The organism is Amycolatopsis sp. NPDC114503 (genome assembly GCF_055633655.1).
The window spans coordinates 331401-349668 of the sequence record NZ_JBVKDT010000001.1 but is presented as its reverse complement, the minus strand read 5'-3'; the positions used below and the strand labels follow the sequence as shown (position 1 = coordinate 349668).

10 protein-coding genes are annotated in these 18268 nt (G+C 67.6%); 7 read left to right on the top strand and 3 right to left on the bottom strand.

Annotated elements, in window-relative coordinates:
* Positions 1-8: 8 nt before the first annotated feature.
* The 4 genes from ACZ7OI_RS01760 (at position 9) to ACZ7OI_RS01745 (ending at position 8060) form a co-directional block, all read left to right on the top strand.
* Positions 9-1508 (top strand): cytochrome ubiquinol oxidase subunit I, encoded by a 1500-nt coding sequence (locus ACZ7OI_RS01760; RefSeq protein ID WP_470262331.1) that lies wholly within the window; start codon positions 9-11, stop codon positions 1506-1508.
* Positions 1509-2039: 531 nt separating this feature from the next.
* On the top strand, positions 2040-3041 hold the full coding sequence (gene cydB, locus ACZ7OI_RS01755) for a cytochrome d ubiquinol oxidase subunit II (RefSeq protein WP_470262330.1): 1002 nt from the start codon (positions 2040-2042) through the stop codon (positions 3039-3041).
* A 50-nt stretch (positions 3042-3091) separates the two neighbouring features.
* On the top strand, positions 3092-6808 hold the full coding sequence (cydD, locus tag ACZ7OI_RS01750; RefSeq protein ID WP_470262329.1) for a thiol reductant ABC exporter subunit CydD: 3717 nt from the start codon (positions 3092-3094) through the stop codon (positions 6806-6808).
* A 70-nt stretch (positions 6809-6878) separates the two neighbouring features.
* The gene (locus ACZ7OI_RS01745) at positions 6879-8060 is read left to right on the top strand and encodes a GAF domain-containing sensor histidine kinase (RefSeq protein WP_470262328.1); all 1182 of its coding nucleotides are present in this window, start codon (positions 6879-6881) and stop codon (positions 8058-8060) included.
* Positions 8061-9259: 1199 nt separating this feature from the next.
* Here ACZ7OI_RS01745 and ACZ7OI_RS01740 read toward each other — a convergent pair.
* The gene (locus ACZ7OI_RS01740) at positions 9260-10399 is read right to left on the bottom strand and encodes an epoxide hydrolase family protein (protein ID WP_470262327.1); all 1140 of its coding nucleotides are present in this window, start codon (positions 10397-10399) and stop codon (positions 9260-9262) included.
* A gap of 59 nt (positions 10400-10458) precedes the next feature.
* On the opposite strand from ACZ7OI_RS01740, the gene ACZ7OI_RS01735 reads away from it, so the two are divergent.
* Positions 10459-11415, top strand: coding sequence for a helix-turn-helix transcriptional regulator (locus tag ACZ7OI_RS01735; protein WP_470262326.1), 957 nt, complete (start codon positions 10459-10461; stop codon positions 11413-11415).
* Position 11416: 1 nt separating this feature from the next.
* Here ACZ7OI_RS01735 and ACZ7OI_RS01730 read toward each other — a convergent pair whose 3' ends face one another.
* Positions 11417-12043, bottom strand: coding sequence for a response regulator (locus ACZ7OI_RS01730; RefSeq protein WP_009085782.1), 627 nt, complete (start codon positions 12041-12043; stop codon positions 11417-11419).
* A gap of 285 nt (positions 12044-12328) precedes the next feature.
* On the opposite strand from ACZ7OI_RS01730, the gene ACZ7OI_RS01725 reads away from it, so the two are divergent.
* Both ACZ7OI_RS01725 and ACZ7OI_RS01720 read left to right on the top strand, forming a co-directional pair.
* Entirely contained in the window at positions 12329-16372 is a 4044-nt protein-coding gene (locus ACZ7OI_RS01725; protein WP_470262325.1) for an AAA domain-containing protein, read from the top strand.
* Positions 16372-17223 (top strand): hypothetical protein, encoded by an 852-nt coding sequence (locus ACZ7OI_RS01720; protein ID WP_470262324.1) that lies wholly within the window; start codon positions 16372-16374, stop codon positions 17221-17223. Before ACZ7OI_RS01725 ends, ACZ7OI_RS01720 begins: the two co-directional genes overlap by 1 nt.
* Positions 17224-17267: 44 nt before the next feature.
* On the opposite strand, the gene ACZ7OI_RS01715 is transcribed toward ACZ7OI_RS01720, so the two are convergent.
* A complete protein-coding gene (locus ACZ7OI_RS01715) occupies positions 17268-18068 on the bottom strand; it encodes an excalibur calcium-binding domain-containing protein (RefSeq protein ID WP_470262323.1) in 801 nt (266 codons plus the stop codon).
* Positions 18069-18268 lie beyond the last annotated feature (200 nt).

Below are 18268 nucleotides of genomic sequence, written 5' to 3'. Positions count from 1 at the left end.
TCGAACCCGTGGATGTCCTTGAGCTCGCGCGGTGGCAGTTCGGCATCACCACCGTCTACCACTTCCTGATGGTCCCGCTGACCATCGGACTTTCGGTGCTGGTCGCGGCCATGCAGACGGCATGGGTGCGCACCGGCAAACTGCGGCACCTCAAGATGACGAAGTTCTGGGGCAAGCTGCTGCTCGTCAACTTCGCCATGGGCGTGGTCACCGGGATCGTGCAGGAGTTCCAGTTCGGGATGAGCTGGAGCGCCTACTCCCGGTTCGTCGGCGACGTGTTCGGCGCGCCGCTCGCGATGGAGGGCCTCCTCGCGTTCTTCGTCGAGTCGGTCTTCCTCGGCCTGTGGATCTTCGGCTGGGACCGGCTGCCTCGTCGTGTGCACCTGGCCTGCGCCTGGGCGTTTTCGCTGGCCACGATGGCTTCGGCGTACTTCATTCTCGCCGCGAACTCGTGGATGCAGCATCCGGTGGGCGTCGAGTTCGTGAACGGCAAGCCGACGATGAACTCGATCGGCGCGGTGCTCACGAACAACACCGCGCTCGCCGCGATCCCGCACACGCTGGCCGGCGCGTTCTCGGTGGCGGCGGCGTTCCTGGTGGGCGTGGCCGGATGGCATCTGTGGCGTAAGCGCTCGGCCTCGGACGAACACCGGGACGTCTGGCGCTCGTCGCTGCGCCTCGGCGGCTGGGTCGGCGTGGTGGCGTTCGCGGTGCTGGCGATCACCGGCGACATGCAGGGCAAGCTGATGTTCGAGCAGCAGCCGATGAAGATGGCGTCGGCGGAAGCGTTGTGCCACACGGAAAAGCCGGCGAGCTTCTCGATCATCGCGATCGGCGACGTGGCGAACGCCAACTGCGAGGACGTCAAGACGTTCAACGTGCCCGCGCTGCTGTCTTTCCTGGCGCACAACGACTTCTCGACCGAGGTCAAGGGCGTGGAGAACCTGGTGACCGAGTACCAGGCGAAATACGGCACGAACTACCCGAACGACCCGGCGCTCGGATCGCTGGCGGGCAAACCGATCGACTACGTGCCCAGCCTTCCGGTGACGTACTGGGGCTTCCGGATCATGATCGGCTTCGGCGCGGTCTCGGCGGGCATCGGACTGCTGGCCCTGTGGCTCACCCGGCGCGGCCGGATCCCCGGGGGACGCTGGTTCCCGCTGATGGTGCTCGGCGGCATCGCGACGCCGTTCATCGGCAACAGCGCTGGCTGGATTTTCACGGAGATGGGTCGGCAGCCGTTCGTGGTCGCGCCCAATCCGACCGGCGTCGAGGGCATGTGGATGTTCACGGCGCAGGCGGTGTCGAAGCTGACCGTCGGCGAGGTGCTGACGTCGCTGATCTCTCTGACGGTGCTGTACGCGGTGCTGGGTGTGGTGGAGCTGTACCTGATGCGCAAGTACATCCGGGGCGGGGTGGACGCGGTGATGCCGCCCGCCCCCTCAGCCAAAGATTCGGACGGTTCGGATGATTCCGATGACCAGGCGCTTTCGTTCGCCTACTGACCCGGTGGAGCGGGCCGGGGTGCCGCCAGAAGACCCGGAGGGCCGGGTCTGGGCGCGGCCCGCTCCACTGGCCTGGACAGGGTGTCCGGGCGCTCCTGGAGAGACCGCTGGTGCGATGGAAATGACGGAGGTGGAGATGAACGCGACGCTGGACAGGGCCCCCGCAGTGCTGGACGGGCAAGCCGCTCCCGCGACGCACCGGTCCGCCGCTCCCACGACGAACCCGTCCGCCGCGACGACGCACCACCTCACGCCCCCGCCCGCGGAACCGAGCGACCTCACCCCAGCTCATCCCGCCCGGATGCACCAACCGACGCGAACTCTTTCCGCAGCCCCTTCCCGCGCGAACGCAGCCCCCACCCTCACCGGGGGGACGCCCCGTACCCAGCGTGATCGCGCGGTGGCTCTCGCGGGTTACCCACAGCAAATCTGTGGACAACTCGTCGGGTTGTGGATAACTCAGGGCCATCGTGGGGACAACCCGGTGGCCGACCGGATGACGCCGGCGGGTGCCGGGCGAGGTGAGTGGGCATGACACTCGAAACGCTGTGGTTCGCGATCGTCGCGCTGTTCTGGCTGGGATATCTCTTCCTCGAAGGGTTCGACTTCGGCGTCGGGATGCTGCTGCCGGTGCTCGGGAAGACGAACACCGAGCGGCGCGTCCTCGTCAACACGATCGGGCCGGTCTGGGACGGCAACGAGGTCTGGCTGATCGTCGCGGCCGGGGCGACCTTCGCGGCGTTCCCCGGCTGGTACGCGTCGCTTTTCTCGGGCGCGTACCTCCCGCTGCTGGTCGTCCTCATCGCGCTGATCGGGCGCGGCGTCGCGTTCGAGTACCGCGGCAAGGTCGACTCCGAGCGCTGGCGGCGTGTCTGGGACCGCGTGATCATCATCGGTTCCTGGGTTCCGCCGCTGGGCGTCGGGCTGCTGCTCGCGACCACCGTGCTCGGCCTGCCGCTCGATGCACAGGGCAACCGCGTCGGGTCGCCGTTCGAGTCCGTCCGGTGGGACACGCTCCTGGGCGCGGTCGCCATCGTCGGGTTCTCGCTCGTGCACGGTGCGGCATTCCTCGCCCTGAAAACCACCGGTGACCTGCGGGAACGTGCGCGCACGCTGGCGTTGCGCATCCTCCCGGCCGGGCTGCTGCCGCTGATCGCGTTCCTCGTGGTCGTCCAGGTCCGCGAGGGCAAACTGTGGACGCTCATCTCGCTGGTGATCGTCGTCCTCGCCGCGGCGGTGGCCTGGCTGCGGCTCTACGTCGACCGCGATGGGCAGGCGTTCGCCGCACTGGCGGTCGTCATCACGGGTGCCGCGGTGACCTTCTTCGGCGCGCTCTACCCGAACGTCCTTCCGTCCACATTGGACCCGGCGCACTCGCTGACCATCATGAACACCGCGGTCAGCCACTACACGCTGACGGTGATGACCTGGGTCGGCGCGTTCGGGGCGCCAGCGGTGCTGATCTACCAAGGTTGGACCTACTGGGTTTTCCGCAAGCGCATCGGCGTCCAGCACATCCCGGCGGCGCACTGACTATGACTGAACTTCCCGGCCGCGCACCCCTTTCCGCCACCGGGTCCCCCATGGACCCAGTGCGGCCGGGCAAGGGTCCGCTCGGCGCGCTCTCGGCCTTGGGGCCGGCCGCGCGCCGAGCGCTGATCCTGGTCGCGGTGCTGTCGTTCGGCAACGCGGTTTTCCTTGTCGGACAAGCTTTTCTCTTAGCAGACATCCTCGCGGACGTAGTCTCCCGGGGGCTGGGGGAAGGGGGCCGCACCGTCCAGTTGGCTGTCCTGTTCGCGCTCGTCGTGGGCCGCGCGGGCACCAGCTGGGCGGTGCGGGTTGTCTCCGCACGCGCCGCCGCGACCGTGCAACGCGACCTGCGCGCCCGCGTCGTCGATCACGCGTTGCGCCTCGGCCCGGAATGGCTGGCCCGACGCGGCCACGGCGAACTCACGACGCTCGTCACGCGTGGCCTCGACGCACTCGATTCCTACTTCCGCGAGTATCTCCCCGCGCTCGTCACCGCCGCGGTCGTCCCGCTCGCGGCAGGCGCGGCGATCCTGTGGACAGATTGGCCGTCGGCGGTGATCATCGCCGCGACGGTCCCGTTGCTGCCGATGTTCGCTGTCCTGGTAGGGAAATTCACCGCCGACCGCGTCTCCGGCGCGACGGACGCGGTACACCGGATGTCCGGTCTGCTGCTCGAACTGGTGCGGGCGCTGCCAGTGCTCACCGCGTTCCGGCGGGCTGACGCACAGGCCGAAACCGTACAGAAACTGTCGGAACGGCATCGTCGCGCGACGCTCAAGACGTTGAAGGTCGCGTTCTCCTCGGCGTTCGTGCTGGAACTCGCCGCGACGCTGTCGGTCGCGCTGGTTGCTGTCGTGATCGGAGTCCGGCTCGTCTCGGGATCGCTCCCGCTGGCGATCGGACTCGGCGTGCTGATCCTCGCTCCCGAGTGCTACCAGCCGATTCGCGCGGTCGGCGCGGCATTCCACGCGAGCGAGGACGGGGTGGAAGCGGTCCGCCGGGTGACCGCGGTGCTCGCGGAGCCGGTCCCGGCCGAAGGAACGCGCACCGCACCCTGTGGATCGTTGGTTGTGTCCGACCTAAAAGTCGCCCGGCGCGGCGGATTCGCCCCGGACGGCGAGAGTTTCGAGGTCCGCCGCGGCCAGATCGTGTGGCTGCGCGCACCGAGCGGTGGCGGCAAATCGACAACGCTGGCGACACTGCTGGGTTTCGTGCCGTCCTACGACGGGTCGGTCATGGCCGGTGACGTCCCGCTCGCCGAAGCCGACCTCGAACGGTGGCGTGCCGGCATCGCGTGGGTTCCGCAGTCGCCGGTCTTCAGCGGCGGCACTGTGCGGGAAGAGCTTGCTGGACCTGACGTCGACGCAGTGCTCAGCGAACTGGGTTTGCACGGTCTCGCCGACCGTCCGGTCGACCGGCTTTCCTTGGGACAACGCCAGCGCGTCGCCGTCGCTCGGGCGTTGCTGCGCATTCAAGCGGGCGCGTGGTTGCTGCTGCTGGACGAGCCGACCGCGCACCTGGACGACGTCAACGCGCGGCGGGTGTTGGATGCCGTCGAGCGAGCTGTCGAAAACGGGGCCGCGGCGGTAATCGCTGCGCACGAACGTTCTGCCGCGGTGGCGGTTGCGGACTCAGCTCCTGACGTGGTCGTTGAGTCCACTTCGGACAGTCCCGATGCGCGACCGATTCCCTGGCGCATGCTGCTCGACCGACGGCTCTTCTCCGGTGCCTTCCTGGGTGCCTTGGCGCTCTTGGCCGGGATCGCCCTTACCGCGACTTCCGGTTGGCTGATCGCCAAAGCGTCCTTGCAGCCGCCGATTCTGACCTTGACCGTCGCCGTCGTCGGGGTACGCGCTTTCGGACTGGGACGGGCCGGACTCAGGTATGTCGAACGGCTCGTGACGCACGACGCCGCCTTCCGGATCGCCGGACGGTTGCGGGTTCGGCTGTGGAATGCGTTGGTGCGGTTGGGTCCGGCGCGCAGCCTCGAAGCCGGGGAGAGCCAGCGGCGACTGGTGACGGATGTCGACACTGTGCGGGATTTGCTGCCGCGAGTCGTCTCGCCGCCGATCGTGGTCGGGTTGGTCGCGGCCGGGGCTATCGCGGTGCAGACGATGGTCTTGCCGTCGGCCGGTTTGGTGCTGGCCCTGACGGTGTTGGTCGGTTTGGCCGCACCAGCGATTGCGCTGCGCTTGGAACGCCGCGCGACTTCGGCCCTCGCGGCCGGACGGCGTGACGTCGCGGCGCGGGTCTTGGTGCTGTTCTCGTCGGCGGCGGAGTTGCTTGCTTACGGCCGGGCGGCTTCGCGTCGCCGCGACCTGGCCTCGACGGACACTCAGCTGGCAGCCGACACCCGACGGCAGGCGTTCGGTGCGGGCGCGGCGGATGCGCTGATCACGCTGGTGACCGGGGCGGCTGCGGTGGTCAGCACGATGCTGGCCGCGGGGGCGGTCGGCCGCGGGGAGCTGGCGGGCGTGATGGCACCGCTGCTGGCGTTGGTGCCGTTGGCGTTGGCGGAGGTTTTGGCGCTGCTTCCGCAGGCGGCGGTGCATTGGGACACGCTGCGCGCGGCTCGGGTTCGGCTTGGTGCGGTGGTTGGCGAGCCGGAGATCGGGCGGTCGCAGGGTGCGGGCGGTTCTGCCGGGCTCGAGCATGGAGCGGATTCGAAGGCTGCGGACGACGGCGGAGCTGTGCGCGGCGGTCGGTGCGTGATGGATGCTGCGGTCGCCGGGGTTGGCGGGACGGCGGGAAGTGGGCAGTTCGCGACGGATGCTGCTGCCGCCAGGGCTGGCGGGACAGCGGGAAGTGGGCGGCTCGCGATGGATGCTGCGGTCGTCGGGGTTGGCGGGATGGCGGGAAGCGGTCGGCGCGCGATGGACGCTGCTGCTGCCAGGGCTGGCGAGACGGCGGGAAGCGGGCAGTTCGCGACGGATGCTGCGGTCGCCGGGGTTGGCGCGACGGCGCGAGGCGGGCAGTGCGCGGCAGCCATCGGGGATGGCGGGGCAGCGCCGAGGGAGCAGCTCGCGACGGACCTTGCAGGGATCGAGGACGTGCGCGAGGAAGCAGTTCGCGCGGTTGCCCGACCGGCGGGAGTGCGGGACGAGGTCGTTCAGCCTGGGGGTGAACCGGGCCTGGACCGGCCAGCCGCGGTCCGGTTGCGGGGTGCTGAGCTGGGGTGGCCTGGCGGGGAGGCGGTGCTGAAGGACGTCGAGTTGAGCGTGCCGACCGGGGCTTATGTGGCGGTCGTCGGGCCGAGCGGGGCTGGCAAGTCGACGTTGGTGGCGGCCCTGCTGGGGTTCCTTCAGCCTCGAGCGGGCGAGGTTGTTGTGCCGGGCAAGGTGGCTTGGGCGCCGCAGGAGCCGATGTTGGTGTCGACGACTGTGGCGGAGAATGTGCGGCTCGCGGATCCGCTGGCGGAGACGTCCGAGTTGCGGCGGGTGCTGGATCAGGCGCAGTTGCCGGACTTGGATTTGGCGACGGTTCTCGACAGTGCCGGGGCTGGGTTGTCCGGCGGGCAGGCGCAGCGGGTGGCGCTGGCACGGGCGTTGCTGGCGGCTCCGTCGGCGGAGTTGGTGCTGCTTGACGAGCCGACGTCGCATCTTGACGAGCCGACGGCGCGGGCGTTGCGGGCGATGTTGCGTACGGAGCTTGCTGGACGGACGGTTGTCCACGTAACGCACAATGCGGACGAAGAGCTGCAAGCGGACATGGTTTTCGAGGTTCGGGACGGGCGCGTCGTGCGGCGGGCGTTGCCGCGGGTGGCGGCGTGACGGAGGGTTGTTGGTGACGGTCACGATTTCGGGTCTGGGGCTGGGGTCCGCGCTAAGGTCGGAGTTGCTCATGGACCCGACACTCGCCGCGCGCGCCCTCTCCGCGGCTACGGAGATCACCAGCACCGCGCTGTCCGGGGACGACCCGGAAGCGGTGCTGGAAACAGTCGTGGCCAGGGCTGTTGAACTCGCGGACGCGGACCTCGGCCTGGCGATGGTCAGCGCCGACGACGGGCGCGTCGTGGTCGAGGCGGCGTATGGGGTCGACGGGTTGCTCGCGGAGGCGCCGACGGGTGACGTCGAAGGCGGACCGGTCGGGGAGTTGCGCGGGCTGACGCTCGAGACGGACTCCGCGGCGGGTCAGGTCGCGCGCGGGAGCGAGCCGATCGCGGCGGAGGACTTCATCGTCGATCCGCGGACGGCACCGTATGTGCCGGACGAACTTCGCGGGTACGGGCCGTTCGCGGCCGCGCCGTTCGGGTCTGGCGGGCGGGTGCTTGGCGCGCTCACGGTGTATCGACGACAGGGACGCGAGCCGTTTTCCGCGGGCACGGTTGAGATGCTCGCGGCGTTCGCGGCGCAGGCCGGGGTGGTGCTCGCGCTGGCGGAGGGGGCGAACGCTCGGCATCGCGTGACGCTTTACCAGGAGCGCGAACGTATCGCCCGCGAGCTGCACGACGTGATCGTGCAACGGCTCTACGGCACCGGGATGCAGCTGGACCGGGTCCGCCGCAACATGCGCAAACGCTTCGCGCAGGCCGACGGGGCCCGGCTGTCCGACGCGATCGACCAGCTGGACCAGACCATCGAGGAAATCCGCGGCACCGTGCGCGCATTGCGCTCCCCGGAGCCGCGCCACGACCCCGGCACCCCGACCGACCTCGCCGAATCCGCGCGCGGCGAAGTGCGCATCGCCGGCGAGTTGCTCGGGTATCCGCCTACCCTGGAGTTGTCCGGCGAGTTCGCCGACATTCCGGCTGAGCGGGCCGACCACATCCGCGCTGCGCTGCGCGAGGCACTGTCCAATGTGGTCCGACACTCCGGTGCCAGCGAAACCCGCGTGACGTTGACCCGCGACGCTGAGGGCGTGAAGCTTCGCGTGCGGGACAACGGATCCGGGGTTCCGCAAGGGGTGGCGACCCGGGGGCTTCGGCATCTCGCCGAGCGTGCTGATGCTGCTGGTGGGCGGTTTTTCCTCAATTCTTCGCCTAGTTTGGGGACGCTTGTCGCGTTTGATCTGCCGCTGGGGTGATCACGTTGTGGTGCAGGGGTTTGGTAGTCGCATCGTGGTGACTGCATTGCATCGACACGCGTGCGGCAACGTCGTGCGGTGCCTTGGAGCACGGCCGCGGTGACGTTTCACGGTGCGTGGCATTGCGCTTCCCGCAAGGAAGTAGCTCGTCGCTGCGGTTGGCGACGCGGTCAAACTGCGGTACAGCTATCGCGCTGCACGGCTGGTAAAACAGTCTCGCCGCAAGGGAAGTGCTGCAGCGCGACGGCACTGATCGCAGCTTCAACTCGACGTCTGCAACGGACCGCCACGCCCCAGCGTGCTGCCACGTCGCAACAGGTCGCGACGCTGCAGCGTGCTGCCACGTCGCAACAGGTCGCGACGCTGCAGCGTGCTGCCACTCAGCAACGGGCCGCGACGCCGCAACCGGCCGCGACGCCGCAACGGGCTGCCATGCCGCAAGAGGCCGCCACGCCGCAACAGGCCGTGACGGTTTGCCCTGCATCGACCGCAGCAACCGCATTGCCATGTCCTGCAACGCGATAGCCCGCCTGGCATCGAGCCTGGGCGGCAGTTACCGCGCCGCGACGAGCACGTCGCGGTAACCACATCGCCAACCGAGCTGTCATTGCGTCGGACTCGTCACGTCAGCCGCGCTGCGTAACCTGCACTGTGTCGTCGACCCCGCGTTGCGGCGACCTAGTGCCGCGCCGAGACGCCACGTCGATCCGGCATGGTGCCGACCTGGTGCTGTGCCGAAACGTCGCGCCGAAACGCCACACTGAAACGCCACACTGGCCCAGTGTTGCGGAGACCTAGCACTGTTTCGGGCCGCCACCTCAAACCCGCTGCCTAAAACCCAGCCACCGCGCAACCGTCGTATCGAATCCGTCGCCTCGGAATCGCAGCGAACGCACTGCCTCTGTCCCGAATCGCTCGCAGCAAACACGCTGTCTCAACCTCGCGCCGCTGTGAACCCACCGCTGTGAACACACCGCGCACCAAGAGATTCAGCCTTCACGAGTCATCGAACACGCTCCTTCCCCACGTTTCCGCCTGCCACCGAGCCGTCACCCATGGTATCGAGAAATCGAACATCTATTCGGCACTCAATTGGGTGAATCAATCCACGGCAGTCGGCTACCCTCAGCTTCGTCTGGGACGCCGAGAGCCCCGTCCGCAGCAATGCGGGCGGGGTTTGGGCGTGGAATCAGCAGGAGTCAGTCGCGCGCAGCGAAGAAAGCGCGGATGTCGCCGGCGAGGAGGTCGGGGCGTTCCAGCGCCGCGAAGTGGCCGCCTTCCTCGAAGCGGCTCCAGTGCACGATGTTCGTGTTGTCGCGTTCGGCGAAGGTCTTGATGGTCTGGAAGTCGTCCTTGAACACGGCCACGCCGGTGCGCGCGTCGCTCACCCTCGGTTCGGCCTCCGCGCGGGCGTTCTCCAGGTAGCTGCGGCTCATCCCGGAAGCGGCGTTGGCGAACCAGTTCACGCTCACCTCCAGCAGGATCTTTTCCAGCGGCACAAGCGAAGTGCCGTTGCCGAAGGAGTTGAACAGCTCGCTGTAGGCGAGTAATCCGATCGGGGAGTCACTGAGGCCGACGGAAACCGTTTGCGGGCGCGAGGCGTTCATCGTGTTGTAGCCACCAACTGATTGAAACCACTGCATGTGCGCGAGACCGGCGTGGTCGGCCGGGTCGAGGCGCTCGAACTCGGCCGGGTCGCCGGACGGGAACGAGAACAGCTGCAGGACGTGCAGGCCGAGGAAGCCCTCCGGGTTCAGCAAACCGAGCTCCCGGGCGGTCATCGCGCCGTTGTCCGAGCCGTGGATTCCGTAGCTCTCGTACCCGAGGCCGCGCATCAGCCGGTCGTACGCGGCGGCGACGCGGGCGACTGTCCAGCCCGACTCGGCGACGGGCTGCGAGAAGCCGTAGCCGGGCGCGTCGGGGACGACGACGTCGAAGGCGTCCTCGGCGCGGCCGCCGTAAGCGACCGGGTCGACGAGGCGGTCGATCAGGTCGAGGTAGTCGACCGACGAGCCGGGATAGGTGTGCGCGAGCAGCAGCGGCGTCGCGCCGGGGTGGGCGGAGCGGACGTGGATGAAGTGGAACGTCTGGCCGTCGATCTCGGTGGTGAAGTGCGGGAAGGAGTTGATCCGAGCTTCGGCGGCGCGCCAGTCGAAGCGCCGCCACGCCTCGATCGCCGTCCGCAGGTAGGCGTTCGGGGTGCCGGCGTCCCAATCGTCGGTCGGCGACGGCTGCGGCAGGCGGGTGCGGGCAAGGCGGTCGTGCAGGTCCGCGAGTTCGGCGTCGGTGATCTCGACGGCGAAGGGGCGGAGGGTGAGGGAGGCGGTTGCGTTCGTCATGAGAAGAACACTAGGAGGCTAATAGGTAGGATCAGTTCCTAATAGAAAAAGGAGTTTCGATGGCCGATCCGACGGCGCGGTTGCTGGCGCTTCTCGCACTGCTTCAGAGCGCGGCCGGGCGGAGTGGCAGGGAGCTGTCGGAACGCCTGGGCGTCTCGGCCCGGACGATCCGGAACGACGTCGAACGGCTGCGTGACCTGGGCTATCCCGTCGAGGCGACGCGCGGGAACGTCGGCGGCTACCGGCTCGGTTCTGGCGGGAAGCTGCCTCCGCTCCTGTTGGACGACGAGGAAGCGGTGGCGGTCACGGTCGGGCTGCGGGCCGCGGCGGGCATCTCCGGGATCGACGAGGCAGGCACCCGGGCGCTCGCGAAGCTGGAACAGGTGTTGCCGGCGAGGCTGCGTCCGACGGTCGACGCTCTGCGGTCGACGATCGACCGCGGTCCGGAGAACACCGGCACCGACGCGCCTGATCCGGAGGTCGACGGAGCCGTCTTGCAGGAGGTCGCGCGGGCGATCCGGCACGTCGAATGGCTCCGGTTCGACTACGCGGGCGAGTTGCGGCTGGTCGAGCCGTACCGGTTGCTCAGCTGGCAGCGGCGTTGGTACCTGGTCGCCCGCGATCCGCAGGACGGCAGCTGGGCGACCTACCGCATCGACCTGATGGAGCCACGCATGCCGACCCGCCGCCGGTTCGAGCCGAATCCCTTGCCTGGCGGGGATTACACGGCCTTCGCGATGCGCACGATCGCGGCGAGCGGCTGGCTCGTGCACGCGCGCCTGCGCATCGACGCTCCGGTGGAGAAGGTGCTGGCACGGATCAACCCGACGGTCGGCGTCGTCGAACCCATCGGCGAGAACCAGTGCGTCCTCGTCACCGGCGCGGACAGTCTGGACACGGTGGCTGTCTACATTGGAATGTTGATGATGGACTTCACCGTCGAGTCGCCGCCGGAGCTGATCCCGTTGCTGCAGCTGCTGTCCGAACGCTACGGACGCGCCGTCGCGGGAAGCTGATTCACTTGCCGCGCCGGGCAATCCACGCCGCGGCCTGGGTGCGGCGCTGCATGCCGAGCTTCGCGAGCACGGACGTCACGTAGTTCTTCACCGTTTTTTCGGCGAGGAAAAGACGTTCGGCGATCTCGCGGTTCGACAGCCCCTGCCCGATCAGCTCCAGGACGTCGCGTTCGCGATCGGTGAGGGCGGCCAGCTCGTCGGTCGGCGGATGGCGCAGCTTGTCGAGCACGCGGGCGGTGCTGACCGGGTCGAGCAACGACCGCCCGGCGGCGACCTCGCGGACCGCGTTCACCACGTCCTGACCGCGCACCTGCTTGAGCAGATAACCCGAAGCCCCCGCCATGATCGCGCCGACCATGGCTTCCTCGTCGTCGAACGCGGTGAGCATGAGACAGGCCGGCGGATTCGGCTTGGACCGCAGCTCGCGGCAGAGCGTGATGCCGTCGCCGTCGCCGAGCCGCACATCCACGACCGCGACATCCGGCTCGACGTGCATAGCCACCGCGAGCGCCTCTTCAACGCTCCCGGCCTCGGCGACCACTTCCAGGTCGGCCTCGTCGCTGAGCAGGTCGCGCAGGCCCCGCCGGACGAGTTCGTGGTCGTCTACTAGCAGCACCTGGATCGGCATATGTCCAGGTTACGGGGCATGGGGCGGTTCGTCTGCCGGTCGTGCCGCACGACACCAGCGGGTGACGTCGCCTCCGTCGGACACGGCCGTTCGAGTGGATCATTGTCCGGAATTGTCACAGTTCAGGGCTGAGCGCCGATCATGTCCCCAGTGTCGCCGGACAGGAGGGACAGCGGCAGCGCTTTCGCCGCGCCTGCGGGTCTGTCATTCTGTACGGCTCGTCGCAGAACGGCGGGCACCTGGCGATACCGGGTCCGGAATACCGTTCTGGCGAGGGGAAGCGGGATGACCGCGCAGATCGATCCGCGGCGGCTGGCGAAGGTCGCCGAGGCAGCCAGCGAGTGGCGCAAGATGCTGATCGACTTCAGTACTTCGAACACGATGCTGGCGTTCAAGAACACCAAACAGGGCTGTCTCGACCTCACCGATGCCGACCCGGAGGCGCTCGGCACCGTGCTCAGCGGCGAAAAGGCGGTCTTGCGGAAGCTGTTTCCGGACCGGGAGCGGCATCGCGACGCCTGTGTACGCGCTCGATCGCTCAGCCGGAAGATCCAGATGTTCGAGGAGGAACAAGGGCTCGAAGTCGGCCGGATGGCGTTCGGGTTCGTACGGACTGCTCCGGAACAGCACAAGGGTGCCAAGCCGGTGCTGAAGCTGCGTGCCCCGCTGCTCATCCGTGCGATGGCGGTAAAGGCCCGCACCGCGTCCGAAAGCGACTACACGCTCGAAGTCACCGACGAGGCCGAAGTCAACCCGATCCTGCTGCACGTGCTCAACGAGGAGTACGGCGTGGCCGTGGATCCAGCGGAGTTCGCAGGACACGTCGAATCCGTGCTTGCCGAGGAAACCGGCCATCGCGAGCAGGCCGAGGCGGTGTTTCGCGCGCTCGCTGAAGCGGCGGCCCGGCATGGCATCGAACTCAGCTTGGAGAACGCGGTCGTGCTCGGCGTTTTCAACTACGCCAAGCTTCCGATGGTCGAGGATCTCGCCGCCGCTACCGAACTGCTCGCGAGCCACGACGTCATTGCCGCGCTGGCTGGCGACGAACAGGCTAAAGAGGCGCTGCTCGGAGAGGCGGCCGGGTTCGTCCCGCCCGCGGTCGACGAGTTGCAACCGGCGAGCGAGTTCCTGGTGCAGGACGCCGACTCTTCGCAGCACCGGGCGATCTCCACCGCACTGTCCGGGCGGCATGTGTTCATCGAGGGGCCGCCCGGTACAGGCAAGAGTCAGACCATCGCGAACATCATCGCCGGGGCCGCCGCCACCGGCAAGAACGTGCTGTTCGTCGCCGAGAAGCAGGCGGCTATCGAGGCAGTGCTGAACCGGCTGGCCGCGGTCGACCTGGACGGTCTGGTCCTCGACTTGCACCAGCAGAAAGCGACCAAGCGCGAGGTCGCGAAGCAGCTCGGGGACAGCTTGGAGAGGCTGCAGCAGCAGGGCCAGGTCGATAGCAAAGACCTGCATGCCCGGTTGGTCTCCGCACGGCAACGGTTGCTGGAGCACTCCAGCGAGCTGCACCTGCCCCGCCGGCCGTGGGGTCTGAGCGGTTACGAAGTGCGGGAGCGGTTGCTGGCCCTTGGTCCGGGTCCGGAGATCAGTGGTGTATTCCAGGGCGGACAGTTAGCCGCGTTGACCGGCGACGTGGTCCAAAGACTGCAAGGCCAACTCCGGCAATACGTCGAACTCGGCGGGCTGCGGGTCGCTGCGGAGACGACACAGTGGTGCAGGGCGGAAATCCGGACCGAGGAGGATGTCCGCCGAGTGCTCGTGGAGCTGGACCGGCTGGCCGGGAAGACTCTGCGCGAGGGCAAGAACGACATGCGGGCGCTGCTTGGCCGCGCCGGTCTGGCCGAGCCGCCCGGCATCGCGGGTTGGCAGGTCATCCTCGAACTGCTGGACGAGGTCGAACGCACCGTGCAAGCGTTCGGACCCGACATCTTCGGCATGCAGCTCGATGCCTTCCATTACGCGACCGCCGACCGCACCACGCGCGCGAAATACCCTCAGCAGCTGCCCTGGCGTAAACGTCGGGCACTGGTGAAGCAGTTGCGCGCGATGTCGGCCCACGGCATCCGGAAGCGAACTGAGCTGCATGTGAGGCTGACACAGATAGTCGATCAACGACGTCGGTGGCGCGAGCTTGGCGGTGCGCACGCTCAGCCCGCTCACGTGACCGGGCTGAGCGAGATGATGGCGCAGTACGCGGAGCTGCGTCGCCAGCTCGCCGTGGTCGCGTTGTCCGCTCGGCGGCCTGAGCTGGAAACCGAATCCACTCCCGAGGTGGAACACCGGATTGACCAGCTGCAGCAGGATCGCGACCTGCTGTTTCGGATGCCGACGCTGACCGCACTCTCCGACGAGTTCCGCCAGCTCGGTCTGAGCGGCTTGATCGCGGAGATCGCCAAGCTGAACCTCGGTTCGGAGCAGGCGTGGACGGTCTTTTACCGGATCTGGCTGCGGTCGATCGACGAGGAACTCAAGCTGACAGTCCCCGCGTTCCGTGAGTTCGTGGCCGATCGGCAGAACCGGGTGTTAGGAGAATTCCAGAAATCGGACGTGGCACACCTGGAGAACTCGGCGGCGCGAGTGCGCAGGCAGGTGGCGCGGCGGGCGATGGAGGCCAGGGACGCCTTTCCCGATCAGACGCAAATCCTGAAGCGGCAGGCAAGTCTGCGATCTCGGCATCTGCCGGTCCGGAAGCTGGTGGAGCAGACCTCCGAAGTGCTTCTCGCGGTCCGGCCGTGCTGGGCGATGTCCCCGCTCGTTGTGAGTCGCATGCTCCCCGCGGAGCGCCTGTTCGACCTGGTGATTTTCGACGAAGCGAGTCAGATTCGCCCGCACGACGCCATTACCTCGGTCATGCGAGGGCATCGGCTGGTCGTCGCGGGGGACGAGGAGCAGCTGCCGCCGACGGACTTCTTCGAAAAGGCCCTCGTCATCGACGAAGGGGACGAAGAAGCCGAGGGAATCCTCTCGGACTACGAGTCGGTGCTTACCGCGCTGCGTCCGATCGTGCCGGATCGGCAGACGCACATGCTGAGCTGGCACTACCGCAGCGCTGACGAACGGCTGATCGCCTTCTCCAACGAGAAGATTTACGGCAATGGCCTGGTCACTTTCCCCGGCGCGCATCAGGACAGTCCGGTCATCCTTGAGGTGGTGGCCGGGGAAGCGTCGCCGGGACAGCGTGGTTCGTCTCCGGCGGAAGTGCAACGGGTGGTCGAGTTAGCGCTCGACCACGCACGTACGCGTCCCGGGGAAAGCCTTGGGGTGATCACTCTCGGAACGACGCACCAGGCTCGGATCGAACGGGCGCTGAGCGAGGCTCGTGCCCAGCATCGCGAACTCGACGATTTCTTCTCTCAGGAGGCCCCGGTCGGCCGGAGGTTCTTCGTGAAGAATCTGGAAAGCGTCCAAGGCGACGAGCGGGACGCCATCATCCTCAGCGTCGGCGTTGCCCGTGACGCGGCAGGGAGGATCAACCGGCAAGGCTTCGGTGTCCTGAACCGCAGTGGCAGCCAACGGCGGCTGAACGTCGCGGTGACCCGGGCCAAGCGAAGGATGACGGTGGTCTCGTCGTTCACCGCACACGACCTTGCGCCTTCGGATCGCATGACCGGCACGGAGCTGTTGCGCCAGTACTTGGAATTCGCCGCCTCGGGCGGCCAGATCAATCAGGTAGGGCAACAGGAACCAGTCGGGCTCAACGGGTTCGAGAAGGCCATCGATGCGGCGTTGCGGGCTCGTGGGATTCCGGTGTACCCGCAGTGGGGCTTCTCCGGATACCGCATTGATTTCGCGCTCGGGCATCGCACCGAACCTGGCCGCATGGTTTTGGCGGTCGAAGCGGACGGCGACCGCTACCACCGCTCGGCCAGCGCGCGGGATCGCGACCGGCTCCGGCAAACGCATCTGGAACGGCTCGGCTGGCGGTTCCGCCGGTTGTGGTCGTCAGCGTGGTTCGCCGATCCGGCAACGGAAACTGATCGCATCGTGAAAGCGTGGGAGCAGGCAATGGCCGAACTGGACGCGGAGCCAGCCGCGCCGCCTCCTCTGCAGGTGCCGGTCAGCCAACCTGCTCAAGTCGCTGCGGAGCGCGGCTCGCGGCCGCCCGTTGTCCCTGGCCTGCCCATCCAGGAATACAGCGAGCGAGAGCTGATCGAGATCTGTCGGTGGTTGATGTCGGACGGGTTGCTGCTCGACCGTGATGCCCGGTTGAAACAGGCGATGGACGAACTCGGGTGCAAGCGGCGCGGACGAAAGATCGTGGAGCGCCTCGGCAGGGCCATCGAGATCGCGCAGGATCTCGCGAACAAGGAGGAGGACTGATGTTTCCGCTCGACGCGCGGACTGTCGGACGGCTCGCCGAAGCGATCGCCGACATCGGCGGCCCCTACGAGAAGCGCGGGTTCGAACTCGCGGAACTGCTGGAGCGCGCGGGATGGGCGGATCCGCCGGAGTACGACGGGTCCGCGCGTATCTCGTGGTTGCGGGAGCAGATGGAGGAGCGCGCGGACAACCGGGCGGAAATCGAGCGATTGCTGTGCCGGGTGTGCGACCCGATCGAATACGACGACGGGGCTGTGATCGCCGAAGAGTTCCGGACGACGGTGAACGAGAAGCTGGCTCCCGAAGGCTTGGCAGTCACCTATGTGTCGGGTCGGCCGGTGGTCGGGGAGATCAAGAGCGACGGCGATCGACCGACGTTCGCGGAGCCTGCGGACTTCCGCCGGCGGATCGAACGGCTGATCGCCGACCCGCGGACGGTCGACACGCTCGTGCGACGGCTGGATGAGACCAGGATTTGCGAGTCTGGCGGTGCCTACACGATGGCTGTGATCGGCATTGGCAGCCTGGTCGAGGGAGTGCTGCTTCAGCTGCTGCTCGAACGGGACGAGGAGCTGTCCGCACAAGGGTTCCCGGACGCGCGTGCGAAAAACGGACGCAAACCTGCTGAGCGGGTCAGCCTTAAAGAACTCATCGACATCGCACACGGCAAGGACTGGATTCAGCTTGACGCGGCGAAGTTCGTGGACACCGTCCGCGATTTTCGGAACTTCGTGCACCCGCGCAAAGAACTCGCCGACCGGCTGCAGCTTGATCGCGACACGGTGATGATGTGCTGGGGTCCGATGCACGCTCTGCTGAACGACCTTGAGGAAAATGTTCAGGCGCTGTGATCATCGGGCGAACGGCGGTGCTTTCCGGCACCGCCGCCAGGCCCCTATTTGTCGCAGGCTGTTCCGTCGTGGTCCCGGTCGAGGCCTGGGCGGTAGCCCGGTTCTCCGATCTTCATCGGAGCAGCACCCGCGGCGGTTGCTTCAGCGCAGTTCTTGTAATAGACCTGCGCAGGCTTCGGGTCGGGCCGCGGCTGTTCTTCGGCCGGCGGCTGCGGCGGCTCTTCGTGGGTGACCGGAGGCGCGGGAGGAGCCGGAGGCGCTGGCGTCGGCGCGGTGATCATTCCTTTGCACGGCTCGGCCCATAGCCCGGCGGCCGTTTGTTTGGCAGCCGACTCGGCGGTGGCCAATGCAGTTGACGAGACGTTGGCGGCGAGCTGGGCGTGGCCGCTCTGCAGCGCGCTGGTCGCGTAGTCGGAGCCGTCGGCCAACGTGAGTGCCACGCCTGCGGTCGCGTCCGTTGTCACCCGCACCGCGGCATTGGTCAGTTTGAGTTTCGCCCACGCAAGAGTTTCGGCTGCGTAACAGTTGTTTCCGGTGGCCACGGTGATGCCGAGGACTTGAACGGTCCGATGCGAGCCGTCGGTGCCCGCGATGACGACTGTGGCACCGTCGTTCACCGATTCCACGGTATACGAGATCGGCGGCGTCGTCGAGGTGGTGGTCGTGCTGACCAGCGTCGATGTAGTGGGCGTGGGTGGCATAGGTGCCGCTGCAACGGCTGGTGTCGGCTCTTGCGGAGCCTTGCCGAAGATCGCGCCCAGGACGAAGAGGACGGCGAAAACACCGAGGGTGATCGTGAGCCACTTCGGCATTCTCTGCCAAGGGCGAGTCGAGGTCGGGTCCATTCGGGAAAATTCCTCGTTCCGGAAGTTCGCGTGCCGAAGGGTATTCGCGGAAGCCCCGTTCGGCGTTACGCGCCGGACGCGCAACTAGCCATCATCACGCGAATTGCGGATTGGCGGGGTAACGGGTTCGTCACGAATCGAGGAAACCAGGGCGGAGCGGTGACGAAACGACCTCTCCTTCCGATGGTCTTGCCGACCCC